The organism is Pseudomonas sp. RL_15y_Pfl2_60, assembly GCF_963970595.1.
In the GTDB taxonomy this organism is placed as follows: Bacteria; Pseudomonadota; Gammaproteobacteria; order Pseudomonadales; family Pseudomonadaceae; genus Aquipseudomonas.
In genome coordinates this window covers 200,035-223,619 of the sequence record NZ_CAXAOE010000008.1, presented here as the reverse complement: position 1 = coordinate 223,619, position 23,585 = coordinate 200,035, and the positions used below count along the sequence as shown (strand labels likewise).

The 23,585-nt window shown below is 56.4% G+C and carries 15 protein-coding genes; 7 read left to right on the top strand and 8 right to left on the bottom strand.

Going from position 1 to position 23,585, the window contains the following annotated elements; all coding sequences use genetic code 11:
* Nucleotides 1-6 precede the first annotated feature (6 nt).
* Complete coding sequence (locus AACY26_RS21085; protein ID WP_339516947.1) at nucleotides 7-1,170, bottom strand: acyl-CoA dehydrogenase family protein; 1,164 nt, start codon at nucleotides 1,168-1,170, stop codon at nucleotides 7-9.
* 36 nt (nucleotides 1,171-1,206) lie between these two features.
* Nucleotides 1,207-2,034 (bottom strand): FAS1-like dehydratase domain-containing protein, encoded by an 828-nt coding sequence (locus AACY26_RS21080; RefSeq protein WP_339516946.1) that lies wholly within the window; start codon nucleotides 2,032-2,034, stop codon nucleotides 1,207-1,209.
* A gap of 141 nt (nucleotides 2,035-2,175) precedes the next feature.
* Here AACY26_RS21080 and AACY26_RS21075 point away from each other — a divergent pair, with 141 nt between their 5' ends.
* A complete protein-coding gene (locus AACY26_RS21075; RefSeq protein WP_339516945.1) occupies nucleotides 2,176-3,090 on the top strand; it encodes a LysR family transcriptional regulator in 915 nt (304 codons plus the stop codon).
* A 37-nt stretch (nucleotides 3,091-3,127) separates the two neighbouring features.
* On the opposite strand, the gene AACY26_RS21070 is transcribed toward AACY26_RS21075, so the two are convergent.
* Nucleotides 3,128-4,147 (bottom strand): zinc-dependent alcohol dehydrogenase family protein, encoded by a 1,020-nt coding sequence (locus tag AACY26_RS21070; RefSeq protein WP_339516943.1) that lies wholly within the window; start codon nucleotides 4,145-4,147, stop codon nucleotides 3,128-3,130.
* Between the two features lie 235 nt (nucleotides 4,148-4,382).
* On the opposite strand from AACY26_RS21070, the gene AACY26_RS21065 reads away from it, so the two are divergent.
* From AACY26_RS21065 to AACY26_RS21045, 5 genes are all read left to right on the top strand, one after another.
* Nucleotides 4,383-5,297: a LysR family transcriptional regulator gene (locus AACY26_RS21065; protein ID WP_339516941.1), complete on the top strand. Its 915-nt coding sequence runs from the start codon at nucleotides 4,383-4,385 to the stop codon at nucleotides 5,295-5,297.
* 182 nt (nucleotides 5,298-5,479) lie between these two features.
* Nucleotides 5,480-6,727 carry a multidrug efflux RND transporter periplasmic adaptor subunit MexE gene (gene mexE, locus AACY26_RS21060; protein ID WP_339516939.1) on the top strand — a complete coding sequence of 416 codons (1,248 nt, stop codon included), beginning with the start codon at nucleotides 5,480-5,482 and terminating at the stop codon, nucleotides 6,725-6,727.
* Nucleotides 6,728-6,739: 12 nt separating this feature from the next.
* Nucleotides 6,740-9,913 carry an efflux RND transporter permease subunit gene (locus tag AACY26_RS21055; RefSeq protein ID WP_339516938.1) on the top strand — a complete coding sequence of 1,058 codons (3,174 nt, stop codon included), beginning with the start codon at nucleotides 6,740-6,742 and terminating at the stop codon, nucleotides 9,911-9,913.
* The gene (locus AACY26_RS21050; protein WP_339516937.1) at nucleotides 9,910-11,304 is read left to right on the top strand and encodes a TolC family protein; all 1,395 of its coding nucleotides are present in this window, start codon (nucleotides 9,910-9,912) and stop codon (nucleotides 11,302-11,304) included. Before AACY26_RS21055 ends, AACY26_RS21050 begins: the two co-directional genes overlap by 4 nt.
* 183 nt (nucleotides 11,305-11,487) lie before the next feature.
* Entirely contained in the window at nucleotides 11,488-12,402 is a 915-nt protein-coding gene (locus AACY26_RS21045; RefSeq protein WP_339516936.1) for a YeeE/YedE thiosulfate transporter family protein, read from the top strand.
* An 18-nt stretch (nucleotides 12,403-12,420) separates the two neighbouring features.
* Here AACY26_RS21045 and AACY26_RS21040 read toward each other — a convergent pair whose 3' ends face one another.
* Nucleotides 12,421-13,155, bottom strand: coding sequence for an SDR family oxidoreductase (locus AACY26_RS21040; protein WP_339516935.1), 735 nt, complete (start codon nucleotides 13,153-13,155; stop codon nucleotides 12,421-12,423).
* Between the two features lie 354 nt (nucleotides 13,156-13,509).
* Between AACY26_RS21040 and AACY26_RS21035 the strand changes: the two genes are divergently transcribed.
* The gene (locus AACY26_RS21035) at nucleotides 13,510-14,517 is read left to right on the top strand and encodes a TRAP transporter substrate-binding protein (protein ID WP_339516934.1); all 1,008 of its coding nucleotides are present in this window, start codon (nucleotides 13,510-13,512) and stop codon (nucleotides 14,515-14,517) included.
* A gap of 55 nt (nucleotides 14,518-14,572) precedes the next feature.
* Here AACY26_RS21035 and AACY26_RS21030 read toward each other — a convergent pair whose 3' ends face one another.
* From AACY26_RS21030 to AACY26_RS21015, 4 genes are read right to left on the bottom strand one after another with little or no spacing between them, the layout of a single operon-like run.
* Entirely contained in the window at nucleotides 14,573-16,069 is a 1,497-nt protein-coding gene (locus AACY26_RS21030) for an efflux transporter outer membrane subunit (RefSeq protein WP_339516933.1), read from the bottom strand.
* Nucleotides 16,066-19,173, bottom strand: a complete 3,108-nt coding sequence (locus AACY26_RS21025; RefSeq protein ID WP_339516931.1) for an efflux RND transporter permease subunit — start codon at nucleotides 19,171-19,173, stop codon at nucleotides 16,066-16,068. The genes AACY26_RS21030 and AACY26_RS21025 overlap by 4 nt, the downstream gene beginning before the upstream one ends.
* On the bottom strand, nucleotides 19,170-22,271 hold the full coding sequence (locus tag AACY26_RS21020) for an MdtB/MuxB family multidrug efflux RND transporter permease subunit (RefSeq protein WP_339516929.1): 3,102 nt from the start codon (nucleotides 22,269-22,271) through the stop codon (nucleotides 19,170-19,172). Before AACY26_RS21020 ends, AACY26_RS21025 begins: the two co-directional genes overlap by 4 nt.
* The gene (locus tag AACY26_RS21015) at nucleotides 22,268-23,503 is read right to left on the bottom strand and encodes an MdtA/MuxA family multidrug efflux RND transporter periplasmic adaptor subunit (protein WP_339516927.1); all 1,236 of its coding nucleotides are present in this window, start codon (nucleotides 23,501-23,503) and stop codon (nucleotides 22,268-22,270) included. The genes AACY26_RS21020 and AACY26_RS21015 overlap by 4 nt, the downstream gene beginning before the upstream one ends.
* Nucleotides 23,504-23,585: the final 82 nt, after the last annotated feature.

Genomic DNA, 23,585 nt, shown 5'->3' with positions numbered 1-23,585 from the left:
ACGTCCTTAGAATGAACGAGGCAGGTCGAGCAGATGCTCGGCCACATAAGACAGAATCAGGTTGGTCGAGATCGGGGCAACCTGATACAAGCGGGTCTCGCGGAATTTGCGCTCGATATCGTATTCACAAGCGAAACCAAAGCCACCGAAGGTTTGCATGCAGGCATTGGCAGCTTCCCAGGATGCTTTTGCTGCCAGGTACTTGGCCATGTTGGCACTGGCACCGGCGTTCTCTCCGGCGTCATATTCATCACAGGCGCGCCAGCGCATCAGGTCAGCCGCCTCGACTTCGATATGCGCCTCGGCAATCGGGAATTGCACACCCTGGTTCTGGCCGATCGGGCGACCAAAGACTTCACGGTCGCGGGCATATTGACTGGCTTTCTCGATAAACCAGCGGCCATCGCCGATGCACTCGGCGGCAATCAGCGTGCGTTCGGCGTTCAAGCCATCAAGGATGTAGCGGAAGCCCTTGCCCTCTTCGCCAATCAGGCTGTCGGCTGGTAATTCGAGGTTGTCAAAGAACAGCTCGTTGGTTTCATGATTGACCATGTTGGCAATCGGCTGCACGGTCATGCCGTTGCCAATTGCCTCGCGCAGGTCAACCAGGAAGATCGACATGCCTTCGGACTTTCGCTTAACTTCAGCCAGCGGCGTGGTGCGCGCCAACAGGATCATCAAGTCGGAATGCTGGATACGCGAGATCCAGACCTTCTGGCCGTTGATGACATATTTATCGCCCTGCTTCACCGCAGTGGTCTTGATCTTGGTGGTGTCGGTGCCGGTTGTCGGCTCGGTAACACCCATCGATTGCAAGCGCAGCTCGCCGTTTGCCAGCTTTGGCAAGTAATAGCGCTTCTGCGCTTCGCTGCCATGACGCAGCAAGGTGAACATGTTGTACATCTGGCCGTGCACAGTGCCGGAGTTACCGCCGCAACGATTGACTTCCTCAAGGATGACCGAGGCTTCAGCCAGGCCCAGGCCCGAGCCGCCGTACTCTTCAGGAATCATCGCGGACAGCCAGCCAGCGTCGGTCAGCGCCTTGACGAAGGCTTCCGGGAAACCTTTTTCTTCATCGATTTTGCGCCAGTATTCAGCTGGAAATTCGGCACACAAGGCACGCACACCTTCACGAATGGCATTAAGTTCTGGATTCTTATTCGGATTCATATTTCGCATCTCGTTTGAGCCAATGGATTGGCTGTGTCAGTCAAATTTCACTTCGCTGCGCTGAGCAACACCCGCTTCGTTTCCAGCCCAGAGTTGTGCAGCTCCGCTGGATTCAATTTTGCCGCCGACCACAAAGGGGTGCGGCGCAACCAGCGGCCGCAAGCCGCGGTAGGAAAACTGGCGCAAACGCGCTTGCGGGTTAGCCCGACAGAAGGCGCGCAGGCTCAAGGTGGCAATCAACGGGCCATGCACGACTAGGCCTGAATAGCCTTCGGTATCGGTCACGTATGGCCAGTCGTAATGAATGCGGTGGCCATTGAAGGTAACGGCCGAATAACGGAACAACAGAGTTGCAGTTGGTGTGATCGACTCCTGCCAATCCCCCGCTAGCAACGACTGACCGCTGCTGCTTTTCGGCGGGCTTGGCTCGCGATACACGATGTTTTGATCTTCACGAATAGCCAGCTCACCATCCTGAAAATATTCATGCTGCACGGTGACGAACAACAACGCGCCGGTGCTGCCATGCTTCTCTTCGATGTGGGTGATAGTCGAAACCCGTGTGGCATCACCGCCTACACGCAAGCTCTGGATAAACTCGATTTTGCCGCCAGCCCACATGCGATTACGGTTATCAGCCGGAGGCAGAAAGCCGCCGCGCGCTGGATGGCCATCCTCGCCCAGACCGGTCTCGGCCACGGGGTTCTGAAAGAACGCCCAATGCCACAGTGGCGGCAATGCTTCGCCATGGGCCGGGGTTTCTTCACCTAGGGTTGCGGCAATTCGCATCACCAGATTACGACTCAGTTGGTCATGGACTTCTTCGGAACGGCCAATCCAGGCAGATAATGCGGCGTCAGTCATGGGTTACTTCCAGCAGTGCTCTTTTTAGTTGCACTTAGGATGCGTCTGACACTGCGTTCTGTGAATTTGCATTTACATAACTCAGCGTTCGGTTATGCTGAACGCAAAATCAAGCCTCACCCAATGACGCAGAGACAATCCATGCACTTTGATTTACCTGACCTGCGCTTGTTTATTCATATTGCCGAATCCCCGAGCCTGACCCAGGGCGCACGGCGTGCATTTCTTTCACCTGCGGCGGCTAGCGCGCGGATCAAAGCTCTGGAAGCGCAACTTGATTCACGCCTGCTCTATCGCGACAGTCGCGGGGTTGAGCTAACCCCCGCCGGTGAGCGCTTGCTGCACCATGCGCGCTTGATCATGCGCCAGGTTGATTACCTGAAAAGTGAGTTCGCCGATTACGGTGCGGACGCGGCCGGGCATATCCGCATCTTTGCCAATACCACGGCGGTCACCGAGTTCCTGCCGGAGGTTCTTGCCGGGTTTCTCGCTGAGCGTCCGGGCGTCAGTGTCGACCTGCAGGAGCGCTTGAGCCGTGACATCGTGCGTGGCGTGCTCGACGGCAGCACTGACCTGGGCATTATTGCCGGGCCAGTCGAGGTCAGTGGCCTGCAAGTGCTGCATTTCAGCACCGACCGCCTATTGCTGGCGGTGCCGAAAAATCACCCACTGGCCAGTAAGCAGCAAGTGACACTGCGCGACACCCTTGAGTATCAGCACATTGGCCTGCACGAAGGCAGCACCTTGTTGAGCTTTTTGCGTGAACAGGTCGAAAAACTCGGCACCAAACTTTCGCTACGCATCCAGGTGTCCAGTTTTGAAGCCATCTGCCGCATGATCGAGGCAGGTGTAGGCATAGGCATCATTCCTGAATCCGCCGCTCAGCGTCATAGCCGCACCATGCAACTCAGCACCATCGAACTGGACGAGCCCTGGGCCGTGCGTGAACGCAGTATTCTGGTGCGTGATCTGGAAGCTTTGCCGGGCAGCGTGCGTGCGCTGATTGCAACGCTAATGCCAGATTCAAAGGATGGTTCAGACAGCAAAACGCCCTGAATCAATCAGGGCGCTTGGGTACACAGGCTAAGTACGCCTAGCTCTTGACGTTGAGCACCACTCGGCCACGACTTGGGCACTCACTCATATAGAGGTGCGCCTGGCCAACCTTGTCGAAGCTGAAGGATTTATCGATCAGCGGCTTGAGCAAACCATCGCCCGTGAGTTGATTGATGCCTTGCAGCGCCCGGGCAACCGCTTCTTTATCCTGCGGGATACCCAATTCTTGCTTGCCGGTAAAGTTACCGATGCAATGCACGAAAAACTGAATATTCTTCTGGAACGCGGCGCAGGCTGGGAATGGCGTCTCGTTGCCACCTTGCAGCCCGTACAGCACCAAACGGCCACGCGGAGCCAGTGCATCACCAAGCAGGCACATTTGTGGGCCGCCCAGTGTATCCATGACGATATCCACGCCGCGATCATTGGTCAGTTTTTTAACCCGACTGACCAAATCCTGCTCTTCGGTAAGAATCACATGCTCGGCACCGAGTTCACGCAGAAAATCGGTATCCTCGTCGGTATCAGTAGCCGCAATGACATGAGCACCCAATGCTTTGGCCATTTGCACTACATAAGGCCCCCAGCAACGGCTGGCAGCGGTAATCAGTACAGTTTCGCCGGCTTTCACGCGGGCAAGTTCGACCATGCCAAACCAGCCGACCATGGAAGGTAAAAAGTGAACGCAGGCCTGTTCAGGCGTCAAGACGTCTGCGTAACGCGCCACTGAGGTACGTGGCAACACCACTTCTTCAGCATACGCTGGGTAGTCGTTTGGGCTGTGAGCCGGGAAGCTGGCAACTTTATCGCCAACAGCCAAGTCATCAACGCCTTCCCCCACAGCTAAAATCACGCCGGCGACTTCATAACCCAGGCCAGCCGGAAGCTGCGCATGTGTGGTCGCAAGATTCTGGCGCCAGAGCACGTCTTGCCAGCTAACACCGATAGATTCGACGCCGATCAGCACTTCGCCAGCGGCTGGCGCAGGGCGCGAGCGCTCTTCGATTTTGAGGACATCGGCCTCGCCAAACTGATGAAAACGGATAATGCGGGACATCATAAACCTCTTCGGTTGACCCCTTTAGACTTAGACTTTATCGGGCCTTTGTAAGCAATACCACATGCCAATACTAATATTCACCATGCCTGTCGATGATGATTGGTGGTTACAATATTAACAGCGTGCACTAGGATCTGGTAACAGGCTCTAGCTTATTGCTAAGGCAAGCTGATCCGCATTAGCCTTTCGCACCGCTTATAAGCTGCGCATTTATACCTGATATGGACGACAGATGAACCGTAACGATCTTCGCCGTGTAGACCTAAACCTTCTGATCGTTTTTGAAACGCTGATGCACGAACGCAGCGTGACCCGCGCAGCAGAGAAACTGTTCCTCGGCCAGCCAGCCATCAGTGCTGCCCTCTCTCGTCTACGCAGCTTGTTTGACGATCCGTTATTCGTACGCACGGGCCGCAGCATGGAGCCCACGGCGCGAGCCCAAGAAATCTTTGGCCTGCTATCGCCCGCGCTCGATTCAATTTCAACCGCGGTGAGTCGCGCAGCTGACTTCAATCCAGCCACCAGCAATGCGGTGTTCCGTATTGGTCTTTCCGATGACGTTGAGTTTGGCCTGATGCCGCCGCTGATCAAGCGCTTGCGTGCTGAAGCGCCTGGCGTGGTCTTGGTGATTCGCCGGACCAACTATTTATTGATGCCTGGTCTGTTGTCGTCTGGCGAAATCTCTGTCGGCGTTGCCTACACCGAAGAGCTACCGGCCAACGCCAAACGCAAAGTGGTACGCCGCAGTAAAGCCATGCTGCTGCGTGCGGACACTGTTCCTGGCGCCCTTTCACTTGATGACTATTGCGCCAGGCCCCATGCATTGGTGTCTTTCGCCGGTGATCTTGGTGGCTTCGTTGATAGTGAACTGGAGAAGCTCGGCCGCAAGCGCCGGGTAGTACTGGCGGTACCGCAGTTCAATGCGCTCGGCCCATTGCTTAGCGGCACTGATATCGTGGCCAGCGTGCCCGACTACACCGCAGCGGCATTAACCGCAGCCGGCGGATTGCGTACGGAGCCTTTGCCACTGGAAACCCAAACCTTTGAATTACACATGGCCTGGCGTGGCGCGCAGGACAATGATCCGGCCGAACGCTGGCTGCGCTCACGTATTCAAATGTTTGTGGGGGATCCGGACAGCCTGTAACCGCACCAACTGCGAGCACAGCCTCTGGAAGGGTCAAGTTCGTGCACTACTATTGCACTATGACAATAATGAGTCGCCCATAATCATTTCCAGTAATACTTAAATTCGCAGCGTTCGATTCGTTCCCGGGTTCGTTGCGACTCACACTTCGCCCAAATATTACATCCACGGGCGGAAAAATCATGGAACAGCCAAACAACAAGATCTGGCACCTTCCACTTGCAGTACTTGCGGCAGTCGTTCTCAGTGCATGTGGGAAAACTGAGGAAACCACTCAACAGCAACATGCAGCGAAGGTCAGTGTCGCTGAAGTCATTGAACAACCTATCAACGAATGGGATGAATTTACCGGTCGGCTAGAAGCGCCAGAATCGGTTGAAATTCGCCCGCGCGTGTCTGGATTTATCGACAAAGTCGCATTCGACGAAGGCAGCCTGGTCAAGAAAGGTGACCTGCTGTTCCAGATCGACCCGCGCCCTTTCAACGCAGAAGTCAAACGCCTCGAAGCCCAGCTCAACCAAGCTCGTTCAGCCTACTCCCGTGCGCGCAGTGAAGCCCAACGTGGCGAACGCTTGCGTAAAAGCAATGCCATATCGGCTGAGCTTGCCGACGCGCGAAGCAGTACGGCGCAAGAGGCCCTGGCAACAGTTGCGGGGATTCAGGCTGAGCTTGAAAATGCGCGCCTGAACCTGAGCTTTACACGGGTGACCTCGCCGATTGACGGTCGCGTAAGCCGTGCGGAAATCACCGCAGGCAACCTGGTGACCGCCAGCCAATCGCTACTGACCTCTGTAGTTTCCACCGACAAGGTCTATGCCTACTTTGATGCCGATGAACAGGCCTTCCTGAAGTACGTGGAAATGGCCAAGAAATCGGGAGGCAATACTCGCGATGCCAGCCCGGTTTACTTGGGACTTTCCAATGAGGTCGGCAACCCGCACCTTGGCAAGCTCGATTTTCTGGATAACCAGGTCAACCCGCAAACCGGCACCATTCGTGGTCGTGCAGTATTTGACAACAGCAAGGGTGAATACACACCTGGCCTGTATGTACGACTCAAGCTGGTCGGCAGCGACACCTATTCAGCCAAGCTGATTCAAGACGCCGCCGTAGGCACTGACCTTGGCAAGAAGTTTGTCCTGGTACTCGCCGATGACAACACTGTCAGCTATCGCGCTATTGAGTTGGGCCCCAAAGTCGAAGGCTTGCGTATTGTCCGCAGCGGCCTGGAGAAAGGCGACAAAATTGTCGTCAACGGTTTGCAGCATGCAATGCCCGGCTCAACCGTCGACCCACAAAACGTAGCCATGGCTGATGAACAAACATTGGCCAAGCTAGCGCGCATCCGTAACGCCGTTGACTCAACAGTAGACAGCGAAGTTGACATCGCTGAGCGCCCTGCTCAGCCAAACGCGTCACCTCGCGGCTAAGGGTAAAGCTTTATGAATTTCTCCCAGTTTTTTATCAAACGGCCAATTTTCGCAGCGGTTCTCTCGCTTCTGATATTGATTGCCGGTGCTATCTCGCTCTTCCAATTGCCAATCAGTGAATACCCCGAAGTGGTGCCGCCTACAGTCGTGGTGCGTACCAGTTTTCCCGGCGCCAACCCCAAAGTAATTGGCGAAACAGTTGCCTCGCCGTTGGAGCAAGCCATTACCGGCGTCGAAGGCATGCTGTACATGTCATCACAGGCAACATCCGACGGCGCGCTGACCTTGACCATTACCTTTGCCCTGGGCACCGATCTCGATAACGCTCAGGTTCAGGTGCAAAACCGGGTCACCCGGACCATGCCAACCTTGCCGACTGAAGTTCAGCGTCTTGGCGTGACGGTCGATAAAGCCTCACCCGACCTGACAATGGTGGTTCACTTAACCTCGCCGGATAACCGCTACGACATGCTCTATCTGTCGAACTATGCGGCGCTCAACGTCAAAGATGAGCTGGCCCGCCTCGACGGTGTGGGCGATGTGCAACTGTTCGGCCTGGGCAACTATTCGCTACGTGTATGGCTTGATCCCAATAAAGTGGCTTCACGCAACCTGACCGCTACCGATGTGGTTAATGCCATCCGCGAACAGAACCGCCAGGTTGCCGCAGGTTCGCTGGGTGCACCACCGACCGCTGGCGATAACAGTTTCCAGCTCTCGATCAACACCCAGGGACGACTGGTGACTGAGGAAGAGTTCGAGAACATCATCATTCGCGCTGGCGAAAACGGTGAAATCACACGCCTGAGGGATATCGCCCGGGTCGAACTGGGTTCCAGCAAATACGCCCTGCGCTCGCTGCTGGATAACAAGCCTGCGGTTGCCATTCCGGTATTCCAACGGCCAGGCTCGAACGCTATTGAGATTTCAGACTCGGTCCGTGCGCGTATGGCTGAGCTGAAGAAAAGCTTCCCGCAAGGCATGGACTACGAGATCGTCTACGATCCAACCATCTTCGTGCGTGGTTCTATCGAGGCGGTGGTACACACCTTGCTCGAAGCCATTGTGCTGGTGGTACTGGTCGTAATTCTCTTCCTGCAGACATGGCGGGCATCGATCATTCCGCTGGCGGCTGTACCTGTCTCCTTGATTGGTACTTTCGCAGTGATGCACCTGTTCGGCTTCTCGCTCAATGCCTTGTCATTGTTCGGCCTGGTGCTGGCAATCGGTATCGTGGTTGACGACGCCATCGTTGTGGTGGAGAACGTCGAACGCAATATCGGGCTGGGCAAAACTCCGGTCGAGGCAACCAAGCAAGCAATGAAAGAGGTCACAGGCCCCATCATTGCAACAGCTCTGGTGCTCTGTGCCGTGTTCGTACCCACTGCATTTATTTCCGGCCTGACGGGCCAGTTCTATCAGCAGTTTGCCTTGACCATTGCGATCTCGACCGTCATCTCCGCCTTTAACTCGCTGACCCTGTCACCCGCCCTGGCTGCAGCACTGCTGAAAGGCCACGACGCGCCCAAGGACCGTTTCTCCCGGATACTGGAACGCCTGTTTGGCGGCTGGTTATTCAAACCATTCAACCGTCTGTTCGACCGTGCCAGTAATGGCTATGTCGGCACGGTGACCCGCGTCCTGCGTGGCAGCAGCATTGCGATGCTGGTGTACGGCGGCTTGTTGGCGCTGACCTACTTTGGTTTCGCCAGCACACCGACCGGTTTTGTACCGCCGCAAGACAAACAATACCTAGTTGCCTTTGCCCAGCTGCCGGATGCTGCAAGCCTTGATCGTACCGAAGCGGTCATCAAGCAGATGTCGGAGATTGCCAGTGAATACCCTGGGGTTTCCAACACCGTTGCCTTCCCGGGCCTGTCGATCAACGGTTTCACCAACAGCCCGAACAGCGGCATTGTTTTTACAACGCTTGAGTCCTTTGATAAGCGCAAGGACCCAAACCTGTCAGCGGGAGCAATTGCCGCTGCGCTGAATGCCAAGTTCGCTGGTATCCAGGATGCTTATATTGCGATTTTCCCACCGCCACCAGTCCAGGGGTTGGGCACTATCGGCGGCTTCCGTGTGCAGATCGAAGACAGAGGTAATCAGGGCTATGACGAGCTGTATAAACAAGTGCAAAACGTCATCAGCAAGAGCCGTGATGTACCCGAGTTAGCCGGTTTGTTCACCAGCTACCAGGTCAACGTACCCCAAGTTGATGCCGACATTGACCGCGACAAAGCCAAGATTCACGGCGTCGCCATCAGCGATATCTTTGACACCATGCAGGTGTACCTGGGTTCGCTGTATGCCAACGACTTCAACCGCTTTGGTCGAACTTACCAGGTCAACGTGCAGGCTGATCAGCAATACCGGGTTGATGCCGACCAGATCGGTCAGCTCAAGGTGCGCAACAATCGCGGTGAAATGGTGCCGCTGTCGACGTTTATCAAGGTCAAAGACAGCTCCGGCCCCGATCGCGTGATGCATTACAACGGCTTTATCACTGCTGAAATCAACGGTGGTGCAGCGCCCGGCTACAGCTCCGGCCAAGCCGAAGCTGCTATGGAGCGCCTGCTCAAAGAGCAACTGCCAAACGGCATGAGCTATGAGTGGACCGAGTTGACCTACCAACAAATCCTGGCAGGTAATACTGCTCTGTTTGTATTCCCGCTCTGCGTGCTGCTGGCATTCCTGGTGCTGGCTGCTCAGTACGAAAGCTGGAGCTTGCCGATGGCGGTGATATTGATCGTGCCAATGACCCTGTTGTCAGCCATTGCTGGTGTAATCCTGACCGGAGGCGACAACAACATCTTCACCCAGATCGGCCTCATTGTATTGGTTGGACTGGCCTGCAAGAACGCGATTCTGATTGTTGAGTTTGCCAAGGAGCAGCAGGAAGCTGGAATGGATCGCGTGAGCGCGGTTCTGCAAGCTTGCCGCCTGCGTCTGCGGCCGATTCTGATGACCAGCTTTGCCTTCATCATGGGCGTGGTACCGCTGGTATTCAGCTCTGGTGCGGGTGCAGAAATGCGTCATGCGATGGGTGTTGCGGTGTTCAGCGGCATGCTTGGCGTGACCTTCTTTGGCCTGCTGCTGACTCCGGTGTTTTATGTACTGATTCGCAGCTTTGTTGAAAAACGCCAGGCTAAACGCGCGCTACGTCTGCAGGAGGCAGGAGCATGAAGTTGAAGTTATTCGCACCAGCGCTGCTCGCTTTGGCGGTTTCCGCCTGCGCTGTTGGCCCAGACTTTAAACAGCCTGAAAGCAGCCCTGCGCAATTGGCGCAGTTGAACGCTGGCAAATATGACCAAGAGCACTTTGAAGCGTTGTGGTGGCAACAGTTTGATGACCCAACCCTCAACCAGTTGGTGAGCAAGTCGTTGCAGGACAACCGTGAGCTACGTGTCGCTTTTTCACGGCTAAAGGCAGCCCGGGCCATTCGTGACGATGTTGCCAATGACCGGCTGCCGACCATCACCAGCCGCGCCAGTAGCGACATCGGCAAGGCGCAACAGCCTGATATCACCGAGGATAGAGTCAGCACCGAGCGTTATGACCTTGGCCTGGACATGGTCTGGGAACTTGATCTGTTTGGCCGAATCCAGCGCCAACTTGAAGCCAGTGACGCGCAGATTGAAGTTGCCGAAGCCGATTATTATCAGTTGCAGGTAAGTTTGATTGCTGAGCTGGTTGATGCCTACGGCAGTTTGCGCGGTGCCCAGTTACGCGAGCAGATTGCCCGCGAGAACCTGCACAACCAGGAAGAATCACGGGGTATCACCGAAGACCTGCGCGATGCTGGGGTCGGTAGCGAACTTGATGTGCTTCGCGCCGACGCACGCCTTGCCGCAGTCGAAGCCAGCGTGCCGCAACTGCAGGCAGAACAGGTACGTGCGCGCAACCGCATCGCCACCCTGCTCGGTCAACGCGCAGATCAACTCGACATTGATCTTTCGCCACAACCCATCCCGGCTATCGCCAAGGCGCTGCCCATTGGCGACCCGGCCGAGTTGCTGCGTCGGCGACCGGATATTCGTGCTGCTGAGCAAAACCTGGCAGCGGCGACTGCGAATATTGGTGTAGCGACTGCAGACTTGTTTCCACGAGTTAGCCTGAGCGGCTTTCTGGGTTTTACTGCCGGGCGAGGCTCGCAGATTGGCTCTTCGGCGGCGCGGGCTTGGGGTGTCTCACCGAGCATCACCTGGGCTGCGTTTGATCTGGGCAGCGTCAAGGCTCGAATTCGCGGCGCTGACGCAGAAGCCGAAGGTGCGCTGGCACAATATGAGCAGCAAGTCTTGTTAGCCCTGGAAGAATCCGAAAACGCCTTTAGTGACTACGCCAAGCGCCAACAGCGCTTGTTGGCGCTGATTCGTCAGTCAGAGGCCAGTCGCGCGGCGGCGGCTCAAGCTGCGGTGCGTTATCGCGAAGGCACTGTCGACTTTTTGGTACTGCTCGATGCCGAGCGTGAACGCCTTGCCGCCGAAGACACCCAGGCACTTGCCGAAGTCGAGTTGTACAGCGGCATCGTTGCAATCTACAAAACCCTGGGCGGTGGCTGGCAGCCCAAGGGTTAAACTCTAAGGCAACATCCGAACCCCGCACGATCAACGTCGCGGGGTTTTTTATGCCTGATTAATCGTACGCGGGATTGCTGAGACTTTATTTGCATCCCTGAGCGTAACGGATCCACTGCTGCAACACTCTAACGTTAATCCCGCGCGGCGCATCAAAAGCGCGAATTGAACAACGAGGTTGCAGTGCTTATCCCACTTACCCTGGCATTTTTAATCGGCTGGGTCTCGCAGCGTATGGGCTTATGCCTGGTGGCTGCTATTACCATGGCCCTGAATAAACGCCCCACCCTGTTTGTGGCGCTGGCGTCATGTGGCTTGTTCGGCCTTCTTTTGACTCCGCTGTATCAATACATTGGCGTGTCACTACCCTTTTACCAGCCAGTTGCGCCTTATCAGCACATTATCCTGGGCGGTTTTTTATTCGGGGTCAGTTCGGTGCTCAATAACGGTTGCAGTGTCGGCACGCTAACCAAGCTGGCCCGTGGCGACCTCAGCAAAGCGTTCACCATTATCGGCTGGGTTATCGGCATAGTGCTCTGGTACCACTTGAATATGGATATGACCGCAAAGCAACCCCTTACGCCTTCACCCTCAAGCTTCAACTACCTGTTGGCCATTGGCTTGGTGATTGCCAGCCTGCTGGTGCTTGTCCGTTTCCAGCGCGAGAAACACTACGTCAGCTTGAGCATCTTGCTTGGCTTGCTGACCAGTGCACTCTATACCTTTGAACCCCAATGGACGCCAAGCCTGCTGTTTTACGATTTATCCAAAGCCGTGTGGATACAGCAATGGCACATTCATCCGACCAGGCTCGGTATCTTCGCAATGCTGGTGCTGGGCATGTACTGCTTCACCATTTACCGCAGAACCTTCGACTATCGGCCGATCAACCTGCTCGACTCGAGTCGCTACCTCTGCGCCGGAACCCTGATGGGCGTTGGCGCATCCATGATGTTGGGCGGTAACGACTCGCAAATCCTGCTGGTATTTCCCACGCTGCACCTGGCGACAACCTTGCCATTGCTGGCTATTTGCAGCGGGATTGTATTGAGCATCCTGCTCAGCAAATACATCGTTCGCCTCCGGCCAGCCAGCTAAAACACCAAGCATCAAGACTCAGGCGATCCCGCCGTTGACTCTCAGGGTCTGGCCGTTGACCCAGGCCCCCTCCTCGCTAACTAGAAACGCCACGGCTGCGGCAATATCATCCGGAGTGCCAAGCCGCTCCAGCGGAGGCTGCAGGGTCAGTTTTTCGATCAGTTCGTCACTCTTGCCATTGAAGAACAAGCTGGTTGCAGTTGGCCCGGGGGCAATTGCGTTGACACTGATACGGCGGCCACGCAACTCCTTGGAAAAGATCTGAGTAAAGACTTCAACCGCAGCCTTGGAGGCGGCGTACACCGAATAACCAGGCAGAGCCATGCCAATCACGCTGGTTGAAAAATTGACGATGCGCCCACCCTCACGCAATCGAGTAGCGGCCAGGCGCAATGTGTTGAATGTGCCTTGGGTGTTGATGGAGAAGATTCGCTGGTATAGCTCATCATCGGTGTCTTTCAGTGGCACCATGCCCGGTTGAATGACGCCAGCATTGTTGACCAGGATGTCGATGCCGCCGAAAGCCATCTCGGTTTGATCAAACAAGGCTTCGACCGCCACCGGGTCAGCAATATCGGCCAGCACCGCATAGGCCTTTCCACCTAAAGCCATGATCTCGCGCACCACGCTTTCTGCATCTGCAGGGTTTGAAGCGTAGTTGACCACCACGCTGATGCCGTCCTTGGCCAGGCGCTTGGCAATGGCAGCGCCAATGCCCCTGGAGGCACCTGTGACTATCGCAACTCTGGACATAATTACTCTCTCTAAATGATGGTTCCCCAGCGCGCCACTGCTGGGTTGAAACCCACACCATGCAAAATCCACGACTTACTTCTGTATAGCTGTGAATTCAGGCCTACGACTGACCAGTCATCTGGACCTGACCCAACTAAAGACTGGCTGCAAAGCCATTACCAGCAGGTAACCGGCAATAATCCGCTGAGATTTCAGGCAAAGATGGCGATAAATCGCCACCACCTGCGAACTGGTTCACTGTGTTTTTTCGGCGAATACTGCCCTGAGCACAATCGGCGCAATTGGCACAGGCATTGCGATATGGAACAGCGCCAACAACGCCAATACTGATAAAAAAAATAGGATTCCCACATGTTTAAGCAATTGTTTGCCGTGGCTGCCTGTGCCTTGGCGATCACTTCGACACCTGCCATCAGCGCCCAGCAAAATGGCCCAATTGTCATAAAGTTCTCGCATGTCGTCGCCGATGACACCCCCAAGGGCCAAGGTGCCCTGCTGTTCAAAAAACTGGTTGAGGAACGCTTGTCCGGTAAAGTCTCGGTCGAGGTGTATCCCAACTCGACGCTGTTTGGTGATGCGGACGAAATGCAAGCGCTCAAAGACGGCAAGGTACAAATGCTTGCACCTTCGCTGGCCAAATTTGGCGACTACACCAAACAGCTGCAAGTCTATGATTTACCCTTCTTGTTTGACGATCTTGATGCTGTCAATCGCTTCCAAAAGCGTGCAAAAGGCCGTCAACTGCTGCGCAGCATGGAAGATAAAGGCATCACTGGCTTGGCTTATTGGCACAACGGCATGAAGCAGCTGTCAGCCAACAAAGCCTTGTATATGCCTGCCGATGCCAGCGGCTTGACCTTTCGTATCCAGCCATCGGATGTACTGAGCGCACAGTTCAACCAGTTGTCTGCAGCCCCGAAAGTGCTGCCCTTTGCCGAGGTGTTCAAGGCACTTCAAACCGGCGTGGTACAGGGCGCCGAAAATCCCTGGTCGAATATTTACAGTAAAAAGCTCAATACCGTTCAGCCCTACATCACCGAAACCAACCACGGTGTGCTCGACTACATGCTAGTTAGCAACCCAACCTTCTGGTACAGCATTCCGCACGCCACACGCGTAGTGCTTGAAGGCATTATTGATGAGGTCACCTACTCGGTGAATCGCCAGGCCGAGGAAGCCAATCAGGCAGACCGCAACCGTATCCAGGCCTCGGGTAGTAGCCAGATCATCACCCTCGACGATCAGCAACGCCAGGCTTGGCGTGACGCGATGAAGCCGGTATGGGCACAGTTTGAAAAGGAAATTGGTGCCGACGTGATGCAGGCCGCGCAGGTGGTAAACCGCAAATCGCGTAACTAAATCTCAGGCGATGAACCAAGCCAGCATCGGCCCAGATGCTGGCTTGGGCCAGTGGTTAATCCAGCTTGTCATCCTGATCAGCGGGCGGCACCAGTTGATCGACAGTCCAGCCGCCGCCCAGCGCCGCAATCAACTGAACACTGGCCGTGAGACGATTACCCAGCAAGGTTAGCGCGGTACGCTCGTTACTCAGCGCCGTTGCCTGGACAGTCACCACGCTATTGAAGTCAACAGTGCCAGCCTTGTACTGGTTCTGAATCAAGCGCAGTGATTCACGGGCCGACTCAACCGCTTGCTGTTGCACCAGCGCCTCTTGCTCCATGACCTTGAGCTGGACCAGGTAATCCTCAACCTCACGAAAACCATCCAGCACAGATTGCCGATACTGCGCGACAGTCTGATCATAGACGGCTTCGGTACGCTCCACCTCGGCACTGCGCGCGCCGCCATCGAACAAGGTCATGGCCAGGCTTGGGCCAATGGACCAGAAGCGGTTTGGCAACTCAATCCAGTCCGCAAAACTGCTGCCCCGATAACCACCGCTAGCGGAAATCGTCAGGTCCGGATACCAGGCGGCCTCAGCTATGCCGATATCGGCGTTTGCGGAAATCACCCGGCGCTCGGCTGCGGCGATATCCGGCCTGCGCTCAAGCAGTTGCGAAGGCAATGCCACTGGTATTTGCGGTAACTGAGGCAATTGCTCACGCGGGGCGATGCTCAACTCGGCAGGCGAAACACCGACCAACACCGCAATCGCATGCTCCAACTGCGCACGCTGCCACTTGAGGTCAATTGCCTGCGCCTCGGTGCTTTTCAATTGGGTGCGCGCCTGGCTGACATCGGACTTGGGCACAATACCGGCCCGGTACTGGTTTTCTGTCAGTTTCAGGGAGCGCGCATATGCAGCCACGGTGGCGTCCAGCAAGCGCTGTTGGTCATCGAGTACGCGCAACTGCAGGTAGCTCTGCGCCAACTCCGATTGATAGCTCAACTTGGCCGCCGCTAGATCGCCGGCACTGGCTTCGAAACCGGCCTTGCTCGACTCCAGCGAACGGCGCAGCTTGCCCCAGATATCCAGCTCCCAGGACGCATTAAGGCTCAAGTCGTAGTTCTTGGTGATGGTTGAGCTTGATCCGCCGCTGGAGATCACGTCAGAAGTGGTGACCACGTTCTGGCCACCGCCCTGACCGGAGCGCGTGACACCGGCATTGGTCGACAACGAGGGGTAAAACGCTGCTCGCGCGCCTCTAACCAGCGCCCGGGCCTGACGGTATTGCGCCTCAGCCGCAGCCAGGTTCTGGTTCGACACATTGAGGCGGCCGACCAGGTTGTTCAACTCGGCATCACCGTAGAGTTCCCACCAGGCGCCACGTTCCAGCGCATCGCTGGGCACGGCAGCTTTCCAGCCGGCTACTTGCTTGAATTGGGCTGGGGTGTTGATTTCAGGGCGTTTGTAGTCCGGGCCAACCGCACATGCACTCAAGGCGATACTCAGAGCAAGCAGGCTTAATAGACGCGTACCACGGGCTTTTGCGAGGTCTGCAGTAATCATAATGGTGTATCCAGGGCTGCATCGGTTCGCACGCCCCGCCAGCGGTTTACCCGGTGGCGCAGACGGTCGAAGTAAAGGTAAATAACCGGTGTGGTGTAAAGGGTCAGCAACTGGCTCAGGATCAAGCCGCCAACAATGGTGATCCCCAATGGCTTGCGCATTTCCGAGCCTTCGGCGCTGCTGAGCACCAAGGGCAATGCGCCAAGGATGGCAGCAAGCGTGGTCATCATGATCGGCCTGAACCGCAACAGGCATGCCTGGCGGATCGACTCGAATGGACTCATGTGTTGCTGGCGCTCCAACTGCAAGGCCAGGTCGATCATCAGGATCGCGTTTTTCTTCACCACGCCAATCAGCAAGAACAAGCCCAGCAAGGAGATCAGGCTGAACTCGGTATTGAGCAACTCCAGCGCTAATAGCGCCCCCACCCCGGCAGAGGGCAAGGTGGAAAGAATGGTAAAGGGGTGCACATAACTCTCGTAGAGCACGCCCAGAACGATATACACCACCACCAGGGCCAGCAGGATCATCAAGGGTTGATTGTCCTGGGTTTTCTGGAAGGCGGCGCCGGTGCCGCTCATCATGCCCTGCACTTCAGTGGGCAGGCTAAGCCTGGCAACCGCCTTGTCGATCGCTTCGGTGGCCTGATCGAGGCTGACACCTTCGGCCAACGAGAAGCCAATATTCTCCGAGGCGAACTGACCTTGGTGATTAACCCGGTCCTCTTCAAGGCTGCGCCCCCAATGGGCAAAGGTCGACAGCGGCACCCGATCACCGTTGGCGGTAATCAGCTTGATCTGGTCCAGCGACTCTGGATGCTCGGCGTATTTTTTATCGACCTCCATGACCACGCTGTATTGGTTGAGCGTGTCGTAGATGGTCGATACCTGGCGCTGGCTGTAGGCGTTGTTAAGCACGCTGGTAACCATTGCCATGTCCACGCCAAAGCGCTTGGCCATGTCGCGATCGACCTGCAGGCTGATCTGTTGCGCGCCTTCGTTTTCCTTGGCGTCGATATCGGTCAGCTCGGGCAAAGCACGCAGTGCCTCGCGCACCTTGGGCATCCACTCGCGCAGTTGATCGAGGTCGCCCGACAACAGCATGTATTCATTGTCTGAGCTACGCCCTTGCCTGCCGCCGATTTGCAGGTCTTGGTCAGGCATCAGGAACAGCCGGCCACCGGCGACCTTGGGCACTTCCTTGCGCAGGCGGTTGATCACATCCTGGGCTGAAATCTTGCGCTCGGTTATGGGTTTGAGGCGCACGATGATAAAGGCATTGTTGATCCCCCCTGCGCCGCCCACGAAACCGGCAACGCTATCCACTGCTGGGTCCTTGAGCAGTGCCCGGCGATAGGTTTCCATTTTGGGCTGCATTACCTGGAAGGACAAACCATCGTCACCCCGCACAAAACCAATCAACTGGCCAGTGTCCTGCTGGGGCAAGAAGGTCTTGGGCACAATGATAAACAACACGATATTCAAGGCGATGGTGGCGAACAAACTCAACAGCATCAGCAATGAGTGACGCAGAGCCCAATCCAGGCTGCGCTTGTAGCCACGTAGAATCATCGCGCCAAAGCGTTCCAAATGTTGCTGCAAGCGGCCATCGGGGCGCTGTTGATCTTCGGCCTTGAGCCAACGCGCGCAAAGCATCGGCGTCAGCGTCAGCGACACCAGCAAGGAGATAATGATCGACACCGCCAAGGTGATCGAAAACTCACGAAACAGGCTCTCGACCAACCCGCCCATAAACAGAATCGAGACAAACACCGCCACCAGCGACAGGTTCATGGCCAACAAGGTGAAGCCAACTTCCTTGGCTCCCTTGAATGATGCAGCCATAGGTGTTTCGCCAGCCTCGATATGCCGAGAGATGTTCTCCAACACCACGATTGCATCGTCAACCACCAGGCCTGTGGCCAGAATCAAGGCCATCAGTGACAGGTTATTCAATGAAAAACCGAGCAGATACATGGCGGCGAATGTACCGACCAGCGATACAGGCACCGCCAGCGCCGGGATCATCGAGGCGCGCCAGCGACCCAGAAAGCCGTAGACCACGAGAATGACCAAGGCCACGGCGATCAACAAGGTACGCTCGGCTTCATGCAAGGTGGCGCGAATGACCGGTGAGCGGTCCATTGCCACTTGCAGATCAACAGTGGCCGGAATCACAGCACGTAGCGCAGGCAGTTGCTCGCGAATGCTGGCAATGGTTTCGATGATATTGGCCCCGGTCTGGCGGTTGACTACCACCAATACGGCGCTTTGATCGTTGTAGAACCCGCTGTTGTAGCGATCCTCGACGCCATCGGTGACCTTGGCGATATCGCTTAGACGCACCACCGAACCATCCTGGTAACGAATGATCATTGGCTTGTAGTCGGCGGCCTTCTCCAACTGGTCGCTGGCCTGGATCTGCCAGTGATTGCTGGCATCTTCGACTGCACCCTTTGGCCGCTTGGCGTTGGCATTGGTTATGGCTTGCCGTACATCATCCAGGGCGATGCCATATTGATCGAGCATGCGCGGTTGCAAGGACACCCGCACCGCCGGCAATGAGCTGCCGCCAATCTGCACTTCACCGACGCCGGTGACTTGCGACAGTTTTTGCGCAATGACCGACGAGGCCACGTCGTAGAGTTCGCCCTTGGTCAGCACATCGGATGACAGCGCAAGTACCATGACCGGTGCTTGCGAAGGGTTGATCTTGCGATAGGTCGGCATGCTGCGCATACCGCTGGGCAGCAAGTCACGCGAGGCATTGATCGCGGCCTGGACTTCGCGGGCTGCGGCATTGATATCACGGTCAAGCTCAAACTCGATCATGATACGCGTGCTGCCTTGGCTGCTGCGGCTGTTCATCTGGCTGATACCGGCAATGGTACCCAGCGAGCGCTCAAGCGGCGTGGCCACGCTCGACGCCATGATCTGCGGGCTGGCGCCAGGCAATGTGGCGTCAACCGTGATCACCGGGAAATCCATATCCGGCAAGGGCGATACAGCCAGCAATCCATAGCTGACTGCACCGAGCAAGATGATCGCCAAGCTCAACAGCAGCGTCGCCACCGGACGACGGATAAAAGGCGCTGACAGGTTCATGGCTTGACCAGAATCCCGGCGGCGCTACGGCCGGTGGCACGACGGGCCAACCGGTCGAAGTACAGGTAAATCACGGGCGTGGTAAACAAGGTCAATAACTGGCTGACCAACAAGCCGCCGACCATGACCAAGCCCAGCGGTTGGCGCAGCTCTGCTCCGGAGCCTGTAGCCAGCATCAGCGGCACAGCGCCAAACAGCGCGGCCAGCGTGGTCATCAGAATGGGTCGGAAACGCAACAGCGCCGCTTGGTAAATGGCTGCCTCTGGCTCCATGCCCTGGTTGCGCTCAGCATCGAGGGCAAAGTCGATCATCATGATCGCGTTCTTCTTGACGATACCAATCAACAAGATGATGCCAATGATTGCGATCAGCCCCAGGTCATTGCCGGTCAACAGCAGGGCCAGCAAGGCCCCGACGCCCGCCGAGGGCAAAGTCGAGAGAATGGTGATCGGGTGAATGTAGCTCTCGTAGAGCACGCCAAGCACAATGTACATGGTCACCACCGCCGCCAGGATCAACAGCAAGGTACTCGACAGCGATGCACGGAATGCCTGGGCGGCGCCCTGGAATTCGGTCTGGATACCGGCGGGCAAGCCGATGTCCTGTTGTGCTTGTTGAATCACATCCACCGCATCGCCCAAGGCAATTGCGGGTGCGAGGTTGAATGACAAGGTCGCCGCTGGAAACTGGCCGATATGGTTTATCAGCAAACTCGCGGCGCGCTGCTCTACGTGGGCAAGATCAGAAAGTGCAACTTGCTTGCCGTCAGCGGTGGCAACGTGGATCTGGCGCAGCGCAGCCGGGCCAATGCTGCCCGCATTCTGGCTTTCCAATACCACGCGGTATTGGTTGGCCTGGGTGTAGATGGTCGAGATCTGGCGCTGGCCAAATGCGTCGTACAAGGCATCGTCGATGTCGGCAACTTTAACGCCGAGGCGCCCGGCAATATCGCGGTCGATATCCAGGTAAACCTGCAGGCCGCGGTTTTGCAGATCGCTGGCGACGTCGGTCAGCTCTGGCTGCTGTTGCAGACGGGTGACTAATTTGGGCACCCACTCCTCAAGCAGCTTCAGATCAGGAGACTCCATGCTGAACTGGTATTGCGTACGGCTGACGCGGTCTTCAATCGACAAATCCTGCACCGGCTGCAAGTACAGCTGAATTCCGCTGAGCTTGGCCAACTCGGGGCGCAGGCGGTCGATCACTTCGCTGGCGGTGACATCCCGCTCGCTGTGTGGTTTGAGGTTGATCAACATGCGTCCACTGTTGAGCGTCGGGTTATCGCCATCGACACCAATATAAGACGACAGGCTGCTCACCGCAGGGTCCTTGAGCACCACTTCGGCAAGCCGTTGCTGACGCTCACTCATGGCGCTGAAGGAAATCGATTGCGGCGCCTCGGAAATGCCCTGAATCACGCCCGTATCCTGCACCGGGAAAAAGCCTTTTGGCACAGCCAGGTACAAAACCACGGTCAGCGCCATGGTGCCAATGGCGACCAACAGGGTTAGTGGCTGGCGCTTGAGTACCCATTGCAGCCAGATCCCGTAATGGTGGATCAGGCGGTCAATCCAGGCGCCGCTGGCCTTGTAAAAGCCAGACTGTTCCTCAGGCTTGGGTTCGCGCTTGAGCAGGCGTGCGCACATCATCGGCGTGAGGGTCAGGGAGATCACCAGCGAGATCAAGATCGCCACGGCCAAGGTGATGGCAAACTCGCGGAACAAACGCCCCACGACATCGGCCATGAATAACAGCGGGATTAATACCGCAATCAGCGAAATGGTCAGCGAGACCAAGGTAAAACCAATTTGCTTGGCGCCTTTGAGTGCAGCATTGAAGGGTGTCTCGCCCTCTTCAATGTGCCGTGCGATATTCTCCAGCATGACAATGGCGTCATCGACCACAAAGCCGGTGGCTATGGTCAACGCCATCAATGTCAGGTTGTTGATGGTGAAACCCGCCAGATACATGATACCGAAGCTGCCAATCAGCGATAGCGGCACCACAATCGAGGGAATAATGGTCGCCGACAATCGGCGCAGGAACAGGAATGTCACCAACACGACCAAGGCGATGGCCATCATCATTTCGTGTTGCACATCGCTGACTGCGGCGCGAATAGTTTGCGTACGATCGGTAAGCACCGTCACGTCGACGCTGGCAGGCAAGCCTTCAGTTAAATTCGGCAGCAGGGTTTGAATGCGATCGACTACGTCAATTACATTGGCGCCCGGCTGGCGTTGCACGTTGACCAGAATGGTCTTATTCAGGTTGGCCCAGGCTGCCAGCCGCTGGTTTTCGGCGCCATCGACAATGGTCGCAACGTCCTTGAGACGCAAGGTTGCGCCTTCGCTGTAGTTAAGAATCAGTTGGCGGTATTGATCCACCGACACCAACTGGTCGTTGGCATCAAGCTGCGAAACGCGCGTCGGACCATCGAAGTTGCCCTTGGGCTGATTGACGTTGCTGGCGGTTATCAGCGTGCGGATATCTGCCAGGTTCAAGCCGTAGGCGGCCAGTGCTTCGGGGTTGACTCGAATGCGTACGGCAGGACGCTGGCCGCCTGCCAACGAGACCAAGCCGACACCACTGGTTTGCGCCAGCTTTTGCGCTAGGCGGGTATCAACCAGGTCGTTGATTTCAGGTAGCGGCAGGGTTTTCGAGCTGATCGCCAAGGTCATCACCGGGGTATCAGCCGGATTGACCTTGCTGTACACCGGCGGTGCCGGCAAATCATTGGGCAACAGGTTGGTCGCACCGTTAATCGCCGCCTGGACCTCTTGCTCAGCCACATCGAGTTCGATTTCAAGGTTGAAGCGCAAGGTGATAACCGAGGCGCCGCCTGAACTGGTCGAAGACATCTGCTTCAAGCCAGCCATTTGCCCGAACTGACGCTCAAGCGGCGCGGTGACCGCGCTGGTCATTACATCCGGGCTGGCACCTGGGTAAAGGGTCATGACCCTGATCGTCGGGTAATCCACCTCGGGCAAGGCCGAAACCGGCAACAGGCGATAAGCGATGATCCCGCTCAGGAAAATCGCCACCATGATCAGCGTTGTCGCGACCGGGCGCAGGATGAACAGGCGAGAAACATTCATGCTTTGCGCTTCGACTGACCATCAGTTTCGGTGGCCAACGGCACCGGAGCCGACTCTGGCTCAGGGGTGAAGCCGGTACCCAAAACCTCAACCTTGTTGCCATCGCGCAAGCGGTCGGTGCCTTCGAGCACCACGCGCTCACCAACGCTGACGCCCTTCTCGATCAGGGTCGTCTCACCGTTACTTGGGCCAACATCGACGGGGCGGATGCTGATCTTGTCTTCTTTGTCGACGATATAGACAAAGGGGCCATTGGAACCAAACTGCAGCGCAGCGGCTGGAATCACATCGACGTTTTTGCGAATTTCGACGCGCAGGCGCACATTGACAAACTGATTGGGGTAAAGCATTTCATCGGCGTTGGCGAAACGTGCCTTGAGCTTGACCGTACCGGTGGCGGTATCGATCAGGTTGTCCAGTGTTTCCAGCTGGCCTTGGGCCAAGCGATTCTTCTCGCTGCGGTCCCAGGCCTCGACCTCCAGGGTTTCACCGGCGCGGTAGTGCTTCAATACCGCTGGCAACTCGGCCTCGGGCAAAGTGAACATCACCGCAATCGGCGTGGTTTCGGTAATTACCACCAGCGGCAATTCATCACCCGAAGTCACCAGGTTACCAATATCGACCTGGCGCAGGCCCAGGCGACCACTGATTGGCGCGCGCACCTGAGTGAAATCCAGGTTGAGCTTGGCTTCAGCAACAGCTGCCTGATTGGATTTGACCGTACCACGATATTGATTGACCAAGGCCAGCTGAGTGTCGAGGGTCTGCTTGGCAATCGAGTCTTCGGCATACAATCCCTTGTAGCGCGCCAGGTCGATCTCGGCGTTTTTCAGCTGTGCCTGATTCTCAAGTAACGCCCCCTGGGCCTGCTGCAATGCAACCTGGTATGGCCGGGGATCAATCACGGCCAGTAAGTCCCCCGCCTTGACCCGTTGGCCGTCGGTAAACAACAGCTTCATCAGCTCACCATCAACCCGGCCACGCACATTGACGGTGTTATAGGCGGTCACCGTGCCGAGGGCTTTTAATTCGATCGGAAAGTCCGCCGCTTCAACCTCAGCCACTCGCACCGGTACCGGGCCCATATCGCCAAAGCGCTGGTTACTGACGTTTGCAGGTTTTGCTGGCCAGAAAAACCAGACCAATGCGGCGATAACTACCAGTAAAACCAGGCCAATCAACCATTGGCGCGAGGCTTTTGCGGGGCTCAGGGTGTTGTTTGAATCAGGCATGTCTCAGATCACTTCCTTTGGGAAGATGAACGATAAGCACTCTTAAGGCCTAAGCAAAGCCTCTTTACCAGCTATTTACTTA

What these genes read in the sequence shown, in the direction of transcription:
- AACY26_RS21075 (WP_339516945.1), top strand. Translation starts at nt 2,176, where the DNA reads ATGCACTTTGATTTACCTGACCTGCGCTTGTTTATTCATATTGCCGAA.
- AACY26_RS21065 (WP_339516941.1), top strand. Translation starts at nt 4,383, where the DNA reads ATGAACCGTAACGATCTTCGCCGTGTAGACCTAAACCTTCTGATCGTT.
- AACY26_RS21055 (WP_339516938.1), top strand. Translation starts at nt 6,740, where the DNA reads ATGAATTTCTCCCAGTTTTTTATCAAACGGCCAATTTTCGCAGCGGTT.
- AACY26_RS21035 (WP_339516934.1), top strand. Translation starts at nt 13,510, where the DNA reads ATGTTTAAGCAATTGTTTGCCGTGGCTGCCTGTGCCTTGGCGATCACT.
- AACY26_RS21040 (WP_339516935.1), bottom strand. Translation starts at nt 13,155, where the DNA reads ATGTCCAGAGTTGCGATAGTCACAGGTGCCTCCAGGGGCATTGGCGCT.
- AACY26_RS21025 (WP_339516931.1), bottom strand. Translation starts at nt 19,173, where the DNA reads ATGAACCTGTCAGCGCCTTTTATCCGTCGTCCGGTGGCGACGCTGCTG.
- mexE (WP_339516939.1), top strand. Translation starts at nt 5,480, where the DNA reads ATGGAACAGCCAAACAACAAGATCTGGCACCTTCCACTTGCAGTACTT.
- AACY26_RS21030 (WP_339516933.1), bottom strand. Translation starts at nt 16,069, where the DNA reads ATGATTACTGCAGACCTCGCAAAAGCCCGTGGTACGCGTCTATTAAGC.
- AACY26_RS21050 (WP_339516937.1), top strand. Translation starts at nt 9,910, where the DNA reads ATGAAGTTGAAGTTATTCGCACCAGCGCTGCTCGCTTTGGCGGTTTCC.
- AACY26_RS21020 (WP_339516929.1), bottom strand. Translation starts at nt 22,271, where the DNA reads ATGAATGTTTCTCGCCTGTTCATCCTGCGCCCGGTCGCGACAACGCTG.
- AACY26_RS21085 (WP_339516947.1), bottom strand. Translation starts at nt 1,170, where the DNA reads ATGAATCCGAATAAGAATCCAGAACTTAATGCCATTCGTGAAGGTGTG.
- AACY26_RS21015 (WP_339516927.1), bottom strand. Translation starts at nt 23,503, where the DNA reads ATGCCTGATTCAAACAACACCCTGAGCCCCGCAAAAGCCTCGCGCCAA.
- AACY26_RS21080 (WP_339516946.1), bottom strand. Translation starts at nt 2,034, where the DNA reads ATGACTGACGCCGCATTATCTGCCTGGATTGGCCGTTCCGAAGAAGTC.
- AACY26_RS21070 (WP_339516943.1), bottom strand. Translation starts at nt 4,147, where the DNA reads ATGTCCCGCATTATCCGTTTTCATCAGTTTGGCGAGGCCGATGTCCTC.